The sequence below is a fragment of the Deinococcus sedimenti genome, assembly GCF_014648135.1.
In the GTDB taxonomy this organism is placed as follows: domain Bacteria; phylum Deinococcota; class Deinococci; order Deinococcales; family Deinococcaceae; genus Deinococcus; species Deinococcus sedimenti.
In genome coordinates this window covers 1-15768 of the sequence record NZ_BMQN01000009.1, presented here as the reverse complement: position 1 = coordinate 15768, position 15768 = coordinate 1, and the positions used below count along the sequence as shown (strand labels likewise).

General features: G+C 71.6%; 13 protein-coding genes. 8 read left to right on the top strand and 5 right to left on the bottom strand.

The genetic code is table 11. The features are described 5' to 3' along the window. Positions 1–2: 2 nt before the first annotated feature. The gene (locus tag IEY69_RS14995) at positions 3–821 is read right to left on the bottom strand and encodes an IclR family transcriptional regulator (protein WP_189073956.1); all 819 of its coding nucleotides are present in this window, start codon (positions 819–821) and stop codon (positions 3–5) included. A 2-nt stretch (positions 822–823) separates the two neighbouring features. Further along, positions 824–2386 (bottom strand): malate synthase A, encoded by a 1563-nt coding sequence (aceB, locus tag IEY69_RS14990; protein WP_189073955.1) that lies wholly within the window; start codon positions 2384–2386, stop codon positions 824–826. 175 nt (positions 2387–2561) lie between these two features. Between aceB and IEY69_RS14985 the strand changes: the two genes are divergently transcribed. Together IEY69_RS14985 and IEY69_RS14980 are read left to right on the top strand one after the other, a co-directional pair. Continuing rightward, positions 2562–3299, top strand: a complete 738-nt coding sequence (locus tag IEY69_RS14985) for a hypothetical protein (protein ID WP_189073954.1) — start codon at positions 2562–2564, stop codon at positions 3297–3299. A 42-nt stretch (positions 3300–3341) separates the two neighbouring features. Beyond that, positions 3342–4310 (top strand): PIG-L deacetylase family protein, encoded by a 969-nt coding sequence (locus IEY69_RS14980; RefSeq protein WP_189073953.1) that lies wholly within the window; start codon positions 3342–3344, stop codon positions 4308–4310. Between the two features lie 24 nt (positions 4311–4334). Here IEY69_RS14980 and IEY69_RS14975 read toward each other — a convergent pair whose 3' ends face one another. Continuing rightward, the gene (locus IEY69_RS14975; RefSeq protein ID WP_189073952.1) at positions 4335–4607 is read right to left on the bottom strand and encodes a metal-sensitive transcriptional regulator; all 273 of its coding nucleotides are present in this window, start codon (positions 4605–4607) and stop codon (positions 4335–4337) included. 106 nt (positions 4608–4713) lie between these two features. Between IEY69_RS14975 and IEY69_RS14970 the strand changes: the two genes are divergently transcribed. From IEY69_RS14970 to IEY69_RS14960, 3 genes are read left to right on the top strand one after another with little or no spacing between them, the layout of a single operon-like run. After that, on the top strand, positions 4714–5019 hold the full coding sequence (locus IEY69_RS14970; protein ID WP_229784001.1) for a GNAT family N-acetyltransferase: 306 nt from the start codon (positions 4714–4716) through the stop codon (positions 5017–5019). Between the two features lie 56 nt (positions 5020–5075). Then, a complete protein-coding gene (locus tag IEY69_RS14965) occupies positions 5076–7211 on the top strand; it encodes a heavy metal translocating P-type ATPase (protein ID WP_189073950.1) in 2136 nt (711 codons plus the stop codon). Next, positions 7208–7585 carry an ArsR/SmtB family transcription factor gene (locus IEY69_RS14960; RefSeq protein WP_229784000.1) on the top strand — a complete coding sequence of 126 codons (378 nt, stop codon included), beginning with the start codon at positions 7208–7210 and terminating at the stop codon, positions 7583–7585. Before IEY69_RS14965 ends, IEY69_RS14960 begins: the two co-directional genes overlap by 4 nt. Before the next feature lie 216 nt (positions 7586–7801). Here the strand turns inward: IEY69_RS14960 and IEY69_RS14955 are convergent, their stop codons facing one another. Then, entirely contained in the window at positions 7802–9025 is a 1224-nt protein-coding gene (locus IEY69_RS14955; protein ID WP_189073949.1) for an MFS transporter, read from the bottom strand. Positions 9026–9182: 157 nt separating this feature from the next. Continuing rightward, entirely contained in the window at positions 9183–11282 is a 2100-nt protein-coding gene (locus IEY69_RS14950; RefSeq protein ID WP_189073948.1) for a molybdopterin oxidoreductase family protein, read from the bottom strand. A 230-nt stretch (positions 11283–11512) separates the two neighbouring features. Between IEY69_RS14950 and nirB the strand changes: the two genes are divergently transcribed. From nirB to IEY69_RS14935, 3 genes are all read left to right on the top strand, one after another. Continuing rightward, positions 11513–14050 carry a nitrite reductase large subunit NirB gene (nirB, locus tag IEY69_RS14945; protein WP_268243873.1) on the top strand — a complete coding sequence of 846 codons (2538 nt, stop codon included), beginning with the start codon at positions 11513–11515 and terminating at the stop codon, positions 14048–14050. An 89-nt stretch (positions 14051–14139) separates the two neighbouring features. Further along, complete coding sequence (nirD, locus tag IEY69_RS14940; protein ID WP_189073947.1) at positions 14140–14508, top strand: nitrite reductase small subunit NirD; 369 nt, start codon at positions 14140–14142, stop codon at positions 14506–14508. Continuing rightward, positions 14487–15320 (top strand): uroporphyrinogen-III synthase, encoded by an 834-nt coding sequence (locus tag IEY69_RS14935; protein WP_189073946.1) that lies wholly within the window; start codon positions 14487–14489, stop codon positions 15318–15320. The genes nirD and IEY69_RS14935 overlap by 22 nt, the downstream gene beginning before the upstream one ends. The last annotated feature ends 448 nt before the right edge of the window (positions 15321–15768 follow it).

The window sequence follows — 15768 nt, the reverse complement described above, 5'->3', positions numbered from 1 at the left end:
GCTCAGGCGTCCCGATGGCCCAGGCGCACGGCGATCCGTGAGGCGGCCGCCTGCGCCGCCCCCAGGAAGCGCGGCACCTCGTCCGGCGTGAGGCGCGACGTGGGGGCCGAGACGCTCAGTGCCGCCGCGACCCGCCCGTCCGCACCCGGCACCGGGACGGCCACGCAGCGCACGCCCAGTTCACGTTCCTGGTCGTCCAGCGCGAACCCGTCCTCGCGCACTCGGGCCACGGCGGCCAGCGCCGCGTCCACGGTTGTCAGGGTGTGCGGCGTGTACGGGGTCAGGGTGGTGGCCTCCAGCGCCCGTCGCGCCTCCGCCTCGGGCCGCGCGGCCAGGAGCACCTTGCCCACCCCGGACGCGTGCAGGGGCGCGCTCGCGCCGGTCTGCGTGAACATCCGCACCAGTTGCGGACCCTCGACCTGATGCACGTACGCGGCCTCCAGTCCCGCCCCGTGCGGGCGCAGCACCGCGAGGTTCGCACTCTCGCCCAGCTCGGCGACCAGGGCGCGCATCTCCGGCGCGGCGGCGGCGGTCAGGGCGTGCGCCGCGTCGAACGCCGCCCCCACCTGATACGCCCGCAGGCCCACCCGGAAGAGTCCGGAGGCCTCCTCCCATTCCACGAAGCCCTGCTGCCGCAGCGTCTCCAGCAGGCGGTACGCGGTGCTGGCCGACAGCCCGGCGGCGCGCGCCACCTGCGAGAGGGGCGCCTCGCGCAGCGTGGCGAGCGCCCACAGGACGCTCAGGCCGCGTTCCAGGGTGCGCACGCCGCCCGGTGCGTCCGCGCCGCGCGGGCGGCCCCCACGGCCATTGGGTTCGCTCACGCTCAGGCCAGGGCCTCGTAGCCGGGCAGCGTCAGGAAGTCCATCAGGGGCGTGCCGGTCGCGGTGGTGCGGAACAGCCGCGCGGCGTCCGCGTACCCCTCGCCCAGTTTGGCGGCCTCGTCGTCGAACAGCTCGTCCCACAGTTCCGGCGTCAGGGGGCGGCCGTCCTCCAGGGTCACGCCGTGGTGCCGCCACTGCCACAGCTGCGCGCGGCTGATCTCGGCGGTCGCGGCGTCCTCCATCAGGTTGTGGATGGGCACGGCGCCCGAGCCGCGCAGCCACGCCGCGAGGTACTGGATGCCGACGTTCACGTTCATCCGCACGCCGGCCTCGGTCACGGTCCCTTCGGGCGGGATGAGGAGGTCGGCGGCGGTGACGGTCAGGTCGGCCTGCTTGCCGCTGCCGATCTGGTTGGGTTCGGGCATCAGCCGGTCGAAGACCTCGGTGGCGAGGGCCACCATGCCGGGGTGCGCGACCCAGGTGCCGTCGTGCCCGTTCGTCGCCTCGCGTTCCTTGTCGAGGCGCACCTGCTCGAACGCGGCGGCGTTCTTCGCCTCGTCGCCCTTGACGGGAATGAAGGCGCTCATGCCGCCGATGGCGGGCGCGCCGCGTTTGTGGCAGGTCTGGATGGCGAGTTTGCTGTACGCCTGCATCATCGGGACGGCCATGCTGACCTTCGCGCGGTCGGGCAGGATCCGGTCCGGCTGGGTGCGGAGTTTCTTGATGTAGCTGAAGATGTAGTCCCAGCGGCCGCAGTTCAGGCCCGCCGAGTGCTCGCGCAGCTCATACAGGATCTCGTCCATCTCGAACGCGGCGAGGATCGTCTCGATCAGCACCGTGCCCTTGATCGTGCCGCGCGTCAGGCCCAGCGTCTCCTCGGCGTGGTTGAACACGTCGTTCCACAGCCGCGCCTCGAGGTGCGATTCCATCTTCGGCAGGTAGAAGTACGGCCCCGAGCCGCGCTTCAGGAGTTCCTGCGCGTTGTGCCACACGTACAGCCCGAAGTCGAACAGCGCCCCGTACATGGTCTCGCCGTCCACCTGCACGTGCTTTTCCGGGAGGTGCCAGCCGCGGGGGCGCACGAGCAGCACGGCCGTCGTCTCGTTCAGCTGGTAGGTCTTGCCGTTCGTGTCCAGGCGGATGGTGCGGCGCACCGCGTCGCGGAGGTTGATCTGCCCGTCCACGCAGTTCTCCCAGGTGGGGCTGCTCGCGTCCTCGAAGTCGGCCATGAACACCCGCGCGCCGCTGTTCAGCGCGTTGATGATCATCTTGCGGTCCACGGGGCCGGTGATCTCCACCCGGCGGTCCTGCAGGTCGTCCGGCAGGGGGTTGATGCGCCAGTCGCCGTCCCGCACGGCCTGGGTCTCGGGCAGGAAGTCCGGCAGCGCCCCGGCGTCCAGCGCCGCCTGACGGGACTCGCGGGCGGCCATCAGGTCGCGGCGGCGCCCCTCGAAGCGGCGGTGCAGGTCGGCGACGAAGGCCAGCGCCTCGGGCGTGAGGATCTCACGCTGCGCGTCCGTGATGGGGGCGGTGATGGTCAGGCCGGCGGGCAGGGTCTGGGTCATGCGGGCACTCCTTGGGGGGACAGACAGCTCGGGGTTTTTCACTGGATGAACTTGAATTTCATTTTACGGAAAAGCGCTGGGCCTGACCAGCCGGTGTTGTCTCCGCCTGGGGGACAACCGATGGGTTTACCGAGCTTTATCAAAACTTTATGGAGATTCGCTACTGTCCGCGGCGATGAGCACCCCCGCCCCCACCTCCGTCCGCCGCCACCTGCTGCTGCCGTTCCTCGCCTACTTCCTGATGCTGGCCTCCACCAGCTTCATCGCGGGCGGCATCGTCCACCTGGGCCTGGGCGAACACGTCCCCTACTACCTCGGACTGGCCGTGCTGGGCGTCGTGTGCTTCACCGCCGGGAACTACCTCCAGGAATTCGTGCTGCGCCGCGCCGCGCGCCCCGCGAACCTCCCGCGTTTCCTGCTGGTGTCCTTCGTCCTGTCGGTCGGCATCGGCATGGTCACCGGGGGCGTGCAGCACTTCCTGGACAACCCGGCGTACTCCGCCGTCCTGATCCCCGCCGGACTGGTCCTGTCGCTGCTGGCCTTCCTGGCGCGCGAGGGCGTGCAGCTGAGCAGCAAGCTTCCGCGTGTCGTGGGCGGCACGGTCGCCGCCGCCGCGCTGCTGTTCGCCGGACTGACCACCGCCGCCCGCGCCATCGGCCAGACCACCCAGACCGGACACGCCCATGGATCCAGCGCCGGGTCCGCCGACCACTCCGCCGCGCCAGCCGCCACACCTGCCGCCACGCCGGAGACGGTCCCGGCCTCGCCCGTCACCAGTCCCACTCCGGACTCCACGACCTCCGAAGCGGCCTCCCAGCCGGTCGCCACGCCCGTGACGGCGCCCGCCCACGACGAGTCTCACGGCGATACCCACTCGGGCGGTCACACGGACGGCAGCCACGACGAGCACTGACCGCCCGAGCAGGCGAGCCGCTGACCGGTACACTTCCCGGTGATGACCCGCCTGCGCCGCGCGCTCCCCCGCCCCATGCCCCGCTGGACCCTGCCCGCGACGCTGCTGGTCCTGCTGGGGCTGGCCGCGTGGATCAACGAGCCGATCCCGGGTGTGTCGGGCCGTGAGGCGCGCGCCGTGGCGGCCCTGCCCGTCGCGCCCGCCTTCCGGGCGGGGCAGCGGGTGCTGCTGCTGTCCCCGCATCCGGACGACGAGACCCTGTGCTGCGCGGGCATGCTGAACCGGGCGCGCGCGGCGGGTGCGCAGGTGTCCGTGACCTGGATCACCGCTGGGGACGGATTCGAGTTCGACGCGGCCCTGACCGAACGGACCCTGCACCCACGTGGGCGGGCGCTGCGGGACCTGGGCGAGCGGCGCGTCGGCGAGGCCCGCGCGGCCGCCGTCGTGCTGGGCATCCCCCTGGACCGTCAGGCCGTGCTGGGGTACCCGGACGGGGGCCTGCGCTTCCTGAACGGCGTGAACTTTGACCGGCCGTACACGTCCCCCCGGACCGGGGCGTCGGCGGTGTACCTGCGGGAGGCGCAGACGCCCGGCGCGCCGTTCACGGGTGAGGCTCTGGAGGCGGACCTGGAGCGGGTGCTGCGCCGCGTGAACCCGGACGTGATCCTGATTCCCGCCCATGATGACTTCCATCCGGATCATCACACCCTGACGCTGTTCGCGCAGCGGGTCGCGGCGCGGCTGGGCCTGCAGGATCGCCTGCGCTACTGGGTGGTTCACGGCGGGCTGGAGTGGCCGCTGCCCAAGGGCACGCACCCGGGCCTGCCGCTGGTCCCGCCGCCGCTGGCGCGTCACCTGCCGTGGCAGCGGGTGCCGCTGGATGCGGAGGATCTGGCGGTCAAGACGCGTGCCGTGGCGGCCTACCGCACGCAGACGGAGGTGCTGGGCCGCTTCATGCGGGCCTTCGAGCGGCGCAACGAGCTGCTGAGTCCCTCGGACACCGCGCGCTGATCGGCGCGGTCGAGTGACGCGCGGTCAGCGGCGCAGGAGTTTCACGGCGCGCACGACGTCCTGCGGGGTGATCGGCTCGCCTGGGCGGGCGCGGCAGCCGGAGGCGTACTGCTCGAGGATCTGCTCCCCGGCGGCGTCGAGGGCGCTGCGCACGCCGGACAGCTGGGTCAGGATGTCGTGGCAGTCGCGGCCGTCCTCGATCATGCGCTGCAGGCCGCGCACCTGACCCTCGATGCGGCGCAGGCGCAGCAGGACGCGGGTGTCGGTGTCGGTCAGGGCGGGTGGGGCGTCGGGCATGGGGGTACCTGAGGCGCAGCATACCGCCCGGGCGTATCGGACAGGGGGGTGGCGCATGAAGGTCCGCTCAAGGCGGCGTGGTCCTGAGCGGTGCAGGATGACCGTCATGACCGCACAGGTGCGCCGCAACGACGACACGCAACGCTACGAACTGGTGGACGGGGACCGCGTGCTGGGCTTCGCGGAGTTCCGCCCGGTGGGGAACGCGATCATGCTGCCCCACACCGAGGTGGATGAGGGGCACGAGGGCGAGGGGCTGGGCAGTCAGCTGGCCCGCGCGGCGCTGGACGACGTGCGCGCGCAGGGCAAGCTGGTGCTGCCGATGTGTCCGTTCATCGCGGCCTACATCCGCCGCCACCCGGAGTACAACGACCTGATCCACCCGCAGCAGCGCGCGGTGTTCGGGCTGTAAATCCTGAACCGGACAACTAGCGAATATCTGAGCAGGTTTTCAGATATCATTCGGGCATGAGCGCGCCCCGCACCGCCCCAGCGTCACTTCAGGGCGCACCCTCCGAACTCGACTACTTCGTCGAGGGCATGGACTGCCCCTCCTGCGTCCGCAAGATCGAGGGCGCCCTGACCCGCCTGCCCGGCGCCACGCAGGCCCGCACCAACCTCACCCGGCAGAGCCTCACCCTGACCCTCGACGAGACCCGCACCTCCCGCGCCACGCTGGAACACACTCTGCGCGGCCTGGGCCACGAACCACGCCTCCTGACGCCCGACGCGCCCATCCGCCCGCGCCCCTGGTGGCAGACCGGCCAGGGCCGCCTCGTGCTGAGTTCAGGTGCGCTGCTCGCCCTCGCCTGGGCCTTCTCCTGGGCGGAACCCGCCCTGGCCGCCTGGGGTTACGCCGCCGCCACCGTCCTGGGCGCCGCGCCCCTGGCCCGCAAGGCGCTGGCCGCCACGCGCGCCGGGGACCCGTTCAGCATCAACACCCTCGTCACGCTGGCCGCGCTGGGCGCGCTGGTCATCGGGGAGGCCGCCGAGGCCGCCGTCGTCGTGTTCCTCTTCGCGATCGGCGAACTCCTCGAGGGGGTCGCCGTGGGCCGGGCCCGCAGCGGTATCCAGGCCCTCACGCGCCTCACGCCCAGGACGGCGCTGCTGCTGAAGAAGGGGCAGGTGTTCGAGGTGCCCGCCGACACCCTGCACGTCGGGCAGCTCATCCAGGTGCAGCCCGGCGCGCGCGTGCCCGCCGACGGCACGATCACGGACGGGATGTCCAGCCTCGACGACTCCCCCGTCACGGGCGAGAGCGTCCCCGTGCACAAGGCGCCGGGCGACCGCGTCTACGCCGGCAGCATCAACACCGACGGCGTCCTGACCGTCCGCGTGGACGCCGAGGCGCGCGACAACACCATTTCGCGGATCATTCACCTCGTCGAGCAGGCCGAAGCGCACCGCGCCCCGGTGGCGCGCTTCATCGACCGGTTCTCCCGCGTGTACACGCCTGTCGTGCTGCTCATCGCCGTGCTGACCGCCACCGTGCCCGTCCTGCTGGGCGGCGAGTGGCAGGCGTGGCTGTACAAGGGCGTCGCACTGCTCCTGATCGGCTGCCCCTGCGCGCTGGTCCTCAGCGTCCCGGCGGCCATCACCAGCGCCGTCAGTGCCGGAACCCGCCGCGGCCTGCTCATCAAGGGCGGCGCGGCCCTCGAGGCGATCGGGTCGGTGCGGACCGTCGCGTTCGACAAGACCGGCACCCTCACCGAGGGCCGCCCCACCGTCACCGACGTCGTGCCCGTGAACCTCGACGCGCCCGGCGTGGCGCGGCTCGCGGCGGCCGTCGAGCAGGGATCGGGTCACCCGCTGGCCCGCGCGATCCTCGCGCACGCCCCGGCGGACCTCCCGGCCGCGCAGGGCGGCCTCGCGCTGCCGGGCCGCGCCGCCCTGGCCACCGTCGAGGGCCGCGCGCTGGCGGTCGGTTCCCCCCGCTACGCGCGGGAACAGGGCGCCCTGACACCCACGGTCGAGGCGACCGTGACCACCCTGGAAGACCAGGGCAAGACGGTCGTCCTGCTGCTGGACGGCACTCAGGTGCTGGGCCTGATCGCCCTGCGGGACGAACCGCGCCCCGACGCGCGCGAGGCCATCGAACGCCTGCGGGCCCTGGGGGTGCAGCCGGTCATGCTCACCGGCGACAACGCCCGCACCGCGCGGGCCATCGGTCAGGCACTCAACGTCGACGTGCACGCCGAACTGCTCCCCGAGGACAAACTGCGCCTCATCGAGACGATGAAGGCGCGGGGCGGCGTCGCGATGGTCGGCGACGGCATCAACGACGCCCCGGCCCTGGCGGCCGCCACGGTCGGCGTCGCAATGGGCGGCGGCACCGACGTGGCCCTCGAAACGGCCGACGCCGCGCTGCTGGGGCACGAGGTGCGGGGCGTGCCGGACCTCGTGCAGCTGTCCCGCGCCGCCCTGCGCAACATCCGGCAGAACGTGGCGTTCGCGGTGGGCCTCAAGGCCGTGTTCCTCGTGACGACCCTGCTGGGCGTGACCGGCCTGTGGCCCGCGATCCTGTCCGACACCGGCGCGACCGCGCTGGTCACCGCGAACGCGCTGCGCCTGCTGCGCTTCCGCCCGCAGCGGGGGACCGCGTGACCACCCTGACGGACGCGCCCCTGCCCGCCTGCGACACCGACTGCCGCCACCCGGACGCCGTCGCCCGAGCCCAGGCGGCGCTGCCGTCCTCCGCGGCGGTCGAGGCGGCCAGCGCCCTCCTGAAGGCCGTGGCGGACCCCACGCGACTGCGCCTGCTGGCCGCGCTGGCCGCCGAGGAACTCTGCGTGCACGACCTGGCGCTGGTCGCCGGGATCAGCGAGAGTGCCGCCAGCCACCAGCTGCGGCTGCTGCGCGCCCACCGGCTTGTCGGGTACCGCAAGGCGGGCCGCACGGTGTACTACCACCTGGCCGACCAGCACGTGACGCTGCTCCTGCAGAACGCACTCGACCACGCGCAGGAACGGGAGCGCTGACCGCAGAATTCAGGCGTATTGAAGGGCTGCTTCAATACGCCTGAACGAGCGGACTCGAAGAGCTGCGCCCCAGAGCGAGCACCTGACAACACCAGCGGTTGGAAGTGGAATTGAAGGGCGTGGTGTTGGCCCCAGGGTGGAACTGGAAACCGTTGTGAATGGGGGAGGCGCGGAGGTGACCGTCCCCTCCGCGCCTCCTGTGGTGGGTGACCCGGGTCAGGCGAAGTTCGGCTGGCGGCCCAGCACCTTCAGGCGGACCATGTTCGCCACGAAGATCACGGTGGTCAGGGCGGTCAGCGCGAACAGCACCACGAACGCGGTCTGGCCGCCCAGGCTGGGTTTCAGCGCCGCGAACGCGAGCGGGAGGATGAAGCCGCCCAGGCCGCCGAGCAGGCCCACGAGGCCGCCGACGACGCCCATCTGGCCGGGGTTCCACTGGGCGACCAGGGTGTAGGTGCTGGCCTTGCCGACGCCCATGCCGATGCCGACGATGGTGGTCAGCAGCATGAACGGCGTGACGCTCATGTCGCGCAGCAGGGGCAGCAGCCCGGCCAGCATGACGGCGAACGCGGCGACGGTCACGGCGCGCGGCCCGAAGCGGTCGGACAGGTAGCCGCCCAGGGGGCGCAGCAGGCTGGCGGGGAAGATAAACAGGGCAGTCAGCAGCCCGGCCTGTGCCAGCGGGACGCCGTAGTGGTCGACGTAGTACTTGGGCAGGTAGAGGCTGTAGGCGACGTACGCGCCGAAGAAGATCACGTAGTACAGTCCGAAGCGCCATACCTGCGCGCGGGCCAGCGGGCGCAGCCAGTCGCCCAGGGTGCGGCCCGACGGCTGGGCGCGGTCGGCGGGCGTGAGGCGGGAGGTGAGCGCGGCGCACACCAGCAGGGCGAGGCCGAACACGAAGGGCACGAAGTGCCACCCGCCGGGAATCAGCAGGCCCGCCGGGACCAGCGTGATCATCAGTGGCGCGAGGAGCTTGGTGATGCTCGCCCCGGCGTTCCCGGCGCCGAAGGTGCCGAGTGCGAGGCCCTGTCGGCTGACCGGGACCCACTGCGCGATCCAGGCGTTCCCGACGGCGAAGCTGACGCCCGCGAGGCCCACGCCGAGCGCGAGGGCCAGCAGCGTGGTGTACCCGTCCGCCCAGGCGAGGGCCAGGGCGAACAGGGCGGTCACGACGGTGTTGATCAGGAACACGGTCTTCCCGCCGTAGCGGTCGGCCCAGATGCCCGCCGGGAGGCGCAGCAGCGAGCCGGTCAGGACGGGAATGGCGGTCAGCAGCGTGAACTGCGCGTCGGTCAAGCCCAGCTGTTTGCGGATGGGCAGTCCGACGATGGCGAACATGACCCACACGGCGAACATCAGCGTGAAGCCGAGGGTGGCGGCGGTGACGACCCGGCGGGCGTCGGCGGTCAGGGGCGGAGCGGCGGGGGTCGTGGTCATGCGGGGCCTCCTGTGGGCAGTGGGGGGCAGGCAATAGGCGGGCGTGGACCGGCGCGGAGCGCGGGTCTGGGGGGCCGGATGGGACGGTGGGTGCGGGGGACCTGGGGTGGGCTCAGGGGTCGGGTGGGGGCATGGCGGGCTCCTCTGGTGGGTGGGGTCAGGACACCGGGCTGAGGGTCGGGCGGGTGGGCAGCGGCAGGCTCAGGTGCGCGGGGTGCAGCGTGACGGGCGTGGCCTTGAAGCCGGGCATCCGCGAGTGCGGGTCCAGGGCGTGCGGGTCGGTCAGGAGGTTGGCGCTCTCGGGCCAGTGGAACGAGATGAACACCGTGTCGCGCCTCAGGCCGGGCGTGAGGGCGACGGGCGCGGTGGCCTGCCCGTGCGCGGTGCGCAGCGTGACTAGGTCCCCGGCGCCCAGGCCGTGCTCGCGGGCGGTGTCAGGGTGGATCTGCACGGTCTGCTCGGCTTTCAGGGCGGGGTTGCGGCGGGTCTGGGTGCCGCTCTGGTACTGGTTGCCCAGGCGGCCGGTGGTGAGGTGCAGCGCGCGCGGGGCCAGGGTGGGGGCGCGCAGCTGCGGGACGTGCAGGGTGGCCAGCCCGTCGGGCGTGAAGAACGGTGGGGCGTAGGCGTACGGGGTGTCGGGACCGGTGGCGCTCTTGACGGGCCACTGGGCGGTCGCGCGGTCGAGGCGGTCGGCGCTCAGGCCGCTGTAGTCGGCCTTGCCGCCGCGCGTGGCGCGGAAGAATTCGTCCTGCAGCGCGCGGAAGTCGGGGTACTCGAAGCCGTGGGGGCGGCCCAGCGCGGCGGCAAGGTCGCACAGGATGCGCCAGTCCTCGCGGGCGGCGCCGGGGGGCGTGACGGCGCGGCGCCGGCGCTGCACGCGGCCCTCGAGATTGGTGGTGGTGCCGTCCTCCTCGCACCACATGCTGCCCGGCAGGACCAGCGTGGCGAGCTGCGCGGTTTCGCTGGGCAGGAAGTCGATCACGATCAGGTGCTTCAATGCCTTCAAGTTCTGCGTGACCTGTCCGGCGCCGGCGGCGCTGACGACCGGGTTGCTGCCGATGACGATCAGGGCGTCCAGGCCGCCCTCGGCGGGGTTGCCGCAGGCGTTCAGGAGTTCCTGGGCGCTGTGGCCGGGCTGCGGCAGCGCCTCAGCGGGCACGTCCCACAGGGCGGCGATCTCGGCGCGGTGGCGGGGGTCGCGCAGGCTGCGCGCGCCGGGCAGCTGGTCGTTCTTCTGCCCGTGTTCGCGGCCGCCCTGGCCATTGCCCTGCCCGGTCAGGGGAGCGTAACCGCCGCCGACCTTCCCGAAGTGCCCGGTCAGGAAGGCGAGGTTCAGCCAGGCCTGGACGGTGTCGGTGCCCTGGGTGTGCTGTTCGGGGCCGCGTCCGGTGAGGATCAGTGGGGTGCGGGCCTCGGCGTAGGCGCGGCCCAGCGTGAAGATGTCTTCCTCGGTCAGGCCGCAGTCGTGCGCGACGCGGGCGGGGTGGTAGTCGTCGGCGTGCGCGAGCACCTGCGCCATGCCGTGCGCGGGCGCGGTGGGGCGGATGCGGCCCCACTGTTTCATGAGGTGCAGCAGGCCCAGGGCGAGGATGCCGTCCGTGCCGGGGCGCGGCGCGAGGTGCCGCCCGGCGACCTTGCTGGTCGTGGTGGCGCGCGGGTCGATGGCGTAGATGGTCCCGCCGCGGTCCTTGATGCCCTTGAGGTACTGCATCAGGGGCGGGAGGGTCTCGGCGACGTTGGCCCCGACCAGCAGGAGCAGGTCGCTGCGGATCAGGTCGTCCGCCGGGAAGCCCAGCCCGCGGTCGTAGCCGACGGTGCGGTTCAGGGCGGTGCTGGCACTCGCCATGCAGTAGCGGCCGTTGTAGTCGATGTGGGGGGTGCGCAGGGCGACGCGGGCGAACTTGCCGAGCAGGTACGTCTTCTCGTTGGTGAGGCTGCCGCTGCCGAACACGCCGATCCGTTCGGGGGGCAGGTTGCCCAGGGCGTCCCGGACGTACGCGAGGGCCTCGTCCCAGCCGACCGGGGTGAGTTCGCCGCCTTTGCGCAGCAGCGGCGTGGTGAGGCGCTCGGGGTGGCGCAGGTCGTTCAGCGCGGCGAGTCCCTTCTTGCAGACGGTGCCGTGCGCGACCGGACAGTCCTTGGTGGGCGTGACCTTGACGGGCAGGCCGCGTTCCAGGTGCAGGTCGAAGGTGCACTGCACGGCGCAGTAGGGACAGGTGGTCCGGACGGTGGGGGCGTGCAGGGTCGCCTGACTCATGCGGCCAGGGTGGCGGTCGCGGCGCGGGAAGTCAAGGCCAATTTTTGCAGACCAATCAGATTTTTCTGGACAATCTGCAAATTATCTCCGATTTATGCGATTTGTCTGGGCGAATCCGCGCATGCGTTTCAATTTTTCTTGACAAAGCGCAGAAAGCCCCGTTAACTGTGGCGCAGCAGCCCCACCCGCCCCATCCCGGCGGCTGCCCAGTCCCTGACGGAGGCTTCACCGTGTCCACCCCCACCCCCCACCTCGTGATCGTCGGCAACGGCATGGTCGGCCACCGCCTGACCGAACAGCTGCGCCAGCACGCCGCCCCCGACGCCCTGCACCTGACCGTGATCAGCGAGGAAAGCCGCCTCGCGTATGACCGCGTGCACCTGTCGAGCCACTTCGACGACCCCCGCCCCGACCTGTCCCTGGCCACCGACGCCGGGTACCGCGACTCGGGCGTGAGCGTCGTGACGGGCCGCGCCGACGCCGTGAACCTGAGCGCAAAGACCGTGCAGGTCGCCGGGCGGACCCTCGCGTACGACGCGCTGGTGTTCGCCACCGGCTCCTTCCCCTTCGTGCCGCCCTTCCCCGGCAAGGACGCCCGCGGGTGCTTCGTGTACCGCACGCTGGACGACTTGGACGCCATCCGCGAGGCCGCCCGTGGGGCGCGCAGCGGCGCCGTGATCGGCGGCGGGCTGCTGGGCCTGGAGGCTGCCGGGGCGCTGCGCAAGCTGGGCCTCACGACGCACGTCGTGGAGTTCGCGCCGCACCTGATGCCCGCCCAGCTCGACGCCGAGGGCGGCTCGGCGCTGCGCCGCACCATCGAGGCCATGGGCATCGGCGTGCACCTGGGCAGGAACACGCGGCAGGTCAGCGTGGACGCACAGGGGCGCGTGACCGGCCTGGACTTCGAAGGTGGCAGTCGCCTGGACGCGGACCTCGTGGTGTTCAGCGCGGGAATCCGCCCCCGCGACGATCTGGCCCGCGCCGCCGGGCTGAGCGTCGGCGAGCGCGGCGGCATCCTGATCGACGACGCGTGCCGCACCAGCGACCCCCACACGTACGCGGTCGGCGAGTGCGCCCTGCACGACGGCCGCGTGTACGGTCTGGTCGCGCCCGGCTACCAGATGGCGAAGGTGACGGCCGTGAACGTCCTGCGGGACCTGGGCGTGCTGGACGCCTCGCCCGCGCACTTCCGCGGCGCGGACCTCAGCACCAAGCTGAAGCTGCTGGGGGTGGAGGTCGGGTCCTTCGGCGACGCCAGGGGGGTGACGCCCGGCGCGCGCAGCGTGTCCCTGAGCGACAACGTGCGCGGCACGTACAGCAAAGTCGTCGTGTCCGAGGACGGGCGGGTGCTGGGCGGCCTGCTGGTGGGCGACACCGCCCGATACGCGGACCTGCTCGACCTGACCATGACGGGCACGCCCCTGAGCGTCCCGCCCGAGACGCTGATCGTGCCCCCGCTGCCCGGCGGCGCGGTGACGACGTCCTCCGACGCGCTGCTGTGCTCCTGCGAGAACGTCCGCCAGAGCGCCCTGTGCGCCGCGATAGGTGAGGGCGCGCGGGACGTCGCCAGCCTGAAGAAGTGCACCGGCGCGGGCACCGGCTGCGGCGGGTGCGTGCCCAGCCTGCACGGGCTGCTGCAGACCGAACTGCGCCGCCTGGGCGAGACGGTCACGAACCACCTGTGCGAGCACTACCCGTACTCCCGGCAGGAACTGTTCGACCTGATCCGCGTCCGGGGGCACGTCACCTGGGACGAGGTGCTCGCCGCGCACGGCTCGGGGCTGGGCTGCGAGATCTGCAAACCCGCCGTGGGCAGCATCCTGGCCAGCCTGCACAACGAACTGGTCGTCGCGCCGCAGCACGCGCCGCTGCAGGACACGAACGACGCGTTCCTGGCGAACATCCAGAAGAACGGCACGTACTCCGTCATGCCGCGCGTGCCCGGCGGCGAGATCACCGCCGAGGGCCTGATCGCCATCGGCGCGGTCGCCAAACGCTACGGGCTGTACTGCAAGATCACCGGCGGGCAGCGCATCGACCTGCTCGGCGCGCACCGCGACGACCTCCCGGCCATCTGGGAGGAACTGATCGCCGCCGGGTTCGAGAGCGGCCACGCGTACGGCAAGAGCCTGCGCACCGTCAAGAGCTGCGTGGGGAGCACGTGGTGCCGCTACGGCGTGCAGGACTCCACCAGCCTCGCCGTGCGCCTGGAACTGCGCTACCGCGGCCTGCGCAGCCCCCACAAACTCAAGAGCGGCGTGTCCGGCTGCACCCGCGAGTGCGCCGAGGCCCGCAGTAAGGACTTCGGGATCATCGCCACCGAGAAGGGCTGGAACGTGTACGTCGGCGGGAACGGCGGCGTGACGCCCAAACACGCGGTGCTGCTTGCCAGCGACCTCAGCGAGGACGAGGTCATCACCCTGCTCGACCGCTACCTGATGTTCTACGTCCGCACCGCCGACCGCCTGCAGCGCACCAGCACCTGGCTGGAGAACCTGGAGGGTGGCCTGGACTACCTGCGGAGCGTGATCATCGACGACCGCCTGGGAATCTGCGCCGACCTGGACGCCGAGATGGCCCGGCACGTCGGCACCTACCGGGACGAGTGGGCGGCCGCCGTGAATGACCCCGCGATCCGCGCCCGCTTCCGCACCTTCGTGAACAGCGACGCCCGCGACGAGGGCGTGCAGTGGGTCGACGAACGCGGCCAGATCCGCCCGGCCGACGCGCCGCACCTCTACCCCCTGCCGATGCTCGGCGGCGACTGACCCCCGGCCCCCGCGCAACCCGTGACCTGACACGCCACTGAACTCCGCCCCGCACCCTGAACCCCGCAGCCCCCGCAAGGAGACGCGCCATGACCCTCACCGCCCCCACCACCCACCCCCCGATTCCCTGGACGCGCGTGTGCGCCCTGGAGGACATCCTGCCCGGCACCGGCGTGTGCGCCCTGATTCAAGGTCAGCAGGTCGCGGTGTTCCGCGTCGGCGGGCGCGTCTACGCCACCGGCAACCGCGACCCGTACACCGGCGCGAACGTCCTGTCGCGCGGCCTGACCGGCAGCTACACCGTAAGCGGTGAGACGCGCGTGAAGGTCGCCTCACCCCTCCTCAAGCACGCCTTCGACCTCGAAAGCGGCCTGAGCCTCGACGACCCCAGCGTGAGCGTCCCCGTGTACGCCACGCGCACCGAAGGAGGTGACGTATGGACTGGTTCGCTGGCCTGAATGTCCTGAGTCTGGAATCCCGCCGCAGCGAGGAGATGGAAACCCTGATTCGCAAGTACGGCGGCGTGCCCCACGTCGCGCCGAGCATGCGCGAGATGAAACTCGACCTGACCGGCCCCCTCGCGCAGTTCGAACGCGACCTGCTGGCCGGGGACATCCACGCCGTCGCGTGCCTGACCGGCGTCGGCACCCGCATGTTCCTCAAGGAACTCGCCGCCCGTGACCCCCGTCACCTCGAAACCCTGCAGGGCGTGCCGTTCGTGTCGCGCGGCAACAAGCCCGCCCAGGCGCTGAAGACCTTCGGCCTGAGCAGCGTGCAGGTGCCCAAACCCAGCACCTGGCACGAGGTCACCGAGCACCTCATGGCGACCCTCACGCGCGGGCAGCACGCCGTGATCCTCGAGTACGGCGAGGCGATCCCCGGCGCGATGCTGCGCGAACTCGGCTACGCCGGGATCCGCGTGACCAGCGTCCCGGTGTACCGCTGCGCCTTCCCGCAGGACCCCACCCTGCTGGCGAAGGCCGTGCGCGACGTGGTCCTGGGCGGGCCGGACATCCTGCTGCTGTCCAGCGGCACGCAGATCCTGCACTTCCTGAAGTACGCCGAGAAACTCGGCCTGCTGGAAGAAGCCCGCGCGGGCCTGAACCGCCTGGTCGTCGTCAGCATCGGCCCGGCGTGCAGCGAGGCCGCCGCCGACCTGGGCCTGAGAATCGACCTGGAAGCCAACCCGCACAAGATGGGCATCCTGGTCCGCATGGCCGCCGAGCACGCGCCGGGCATTATCGCGGGTCGACTGGGCCGGGCTGGATAAGAAGTCCTACTGGAAGCGGGAGGGGCCGGGTGCTCCTCCCGCTCGCATGTTTCGGATGCCATCCTGTAAAGTCTCGCGCCAGCCCTTGACAGCCTGTCAGGGAAGGGATAAGGTCTGAGGCCTGCCTTGCTGGCGGTTAGCGTCCCCTGGGACGTGAACTGCGGGTGGCAGGTGTATCCAGGGAAGGGGAAGGCCGACGTTGCAGAACGGAGGAGCGGACCCGTACCTGAGTCACCGAAGCTCAAGTTGAATGAGCAGATGGTTGACAGATTTGAAAAGAATCGGTACACTTCATAAGTCGCTGAACGGAGTTCGCTCCGGGAAAGCGCACCGGAACCTCCAAGTTCCGCGAAGCATGACAACGGAAGATGCTTGAGAAGCAAAGGCCGATCCGACAGGGTCGGGTGAGCGGCACGCCCCCCGGTGTGCTCCAGACTCACGAAACAGA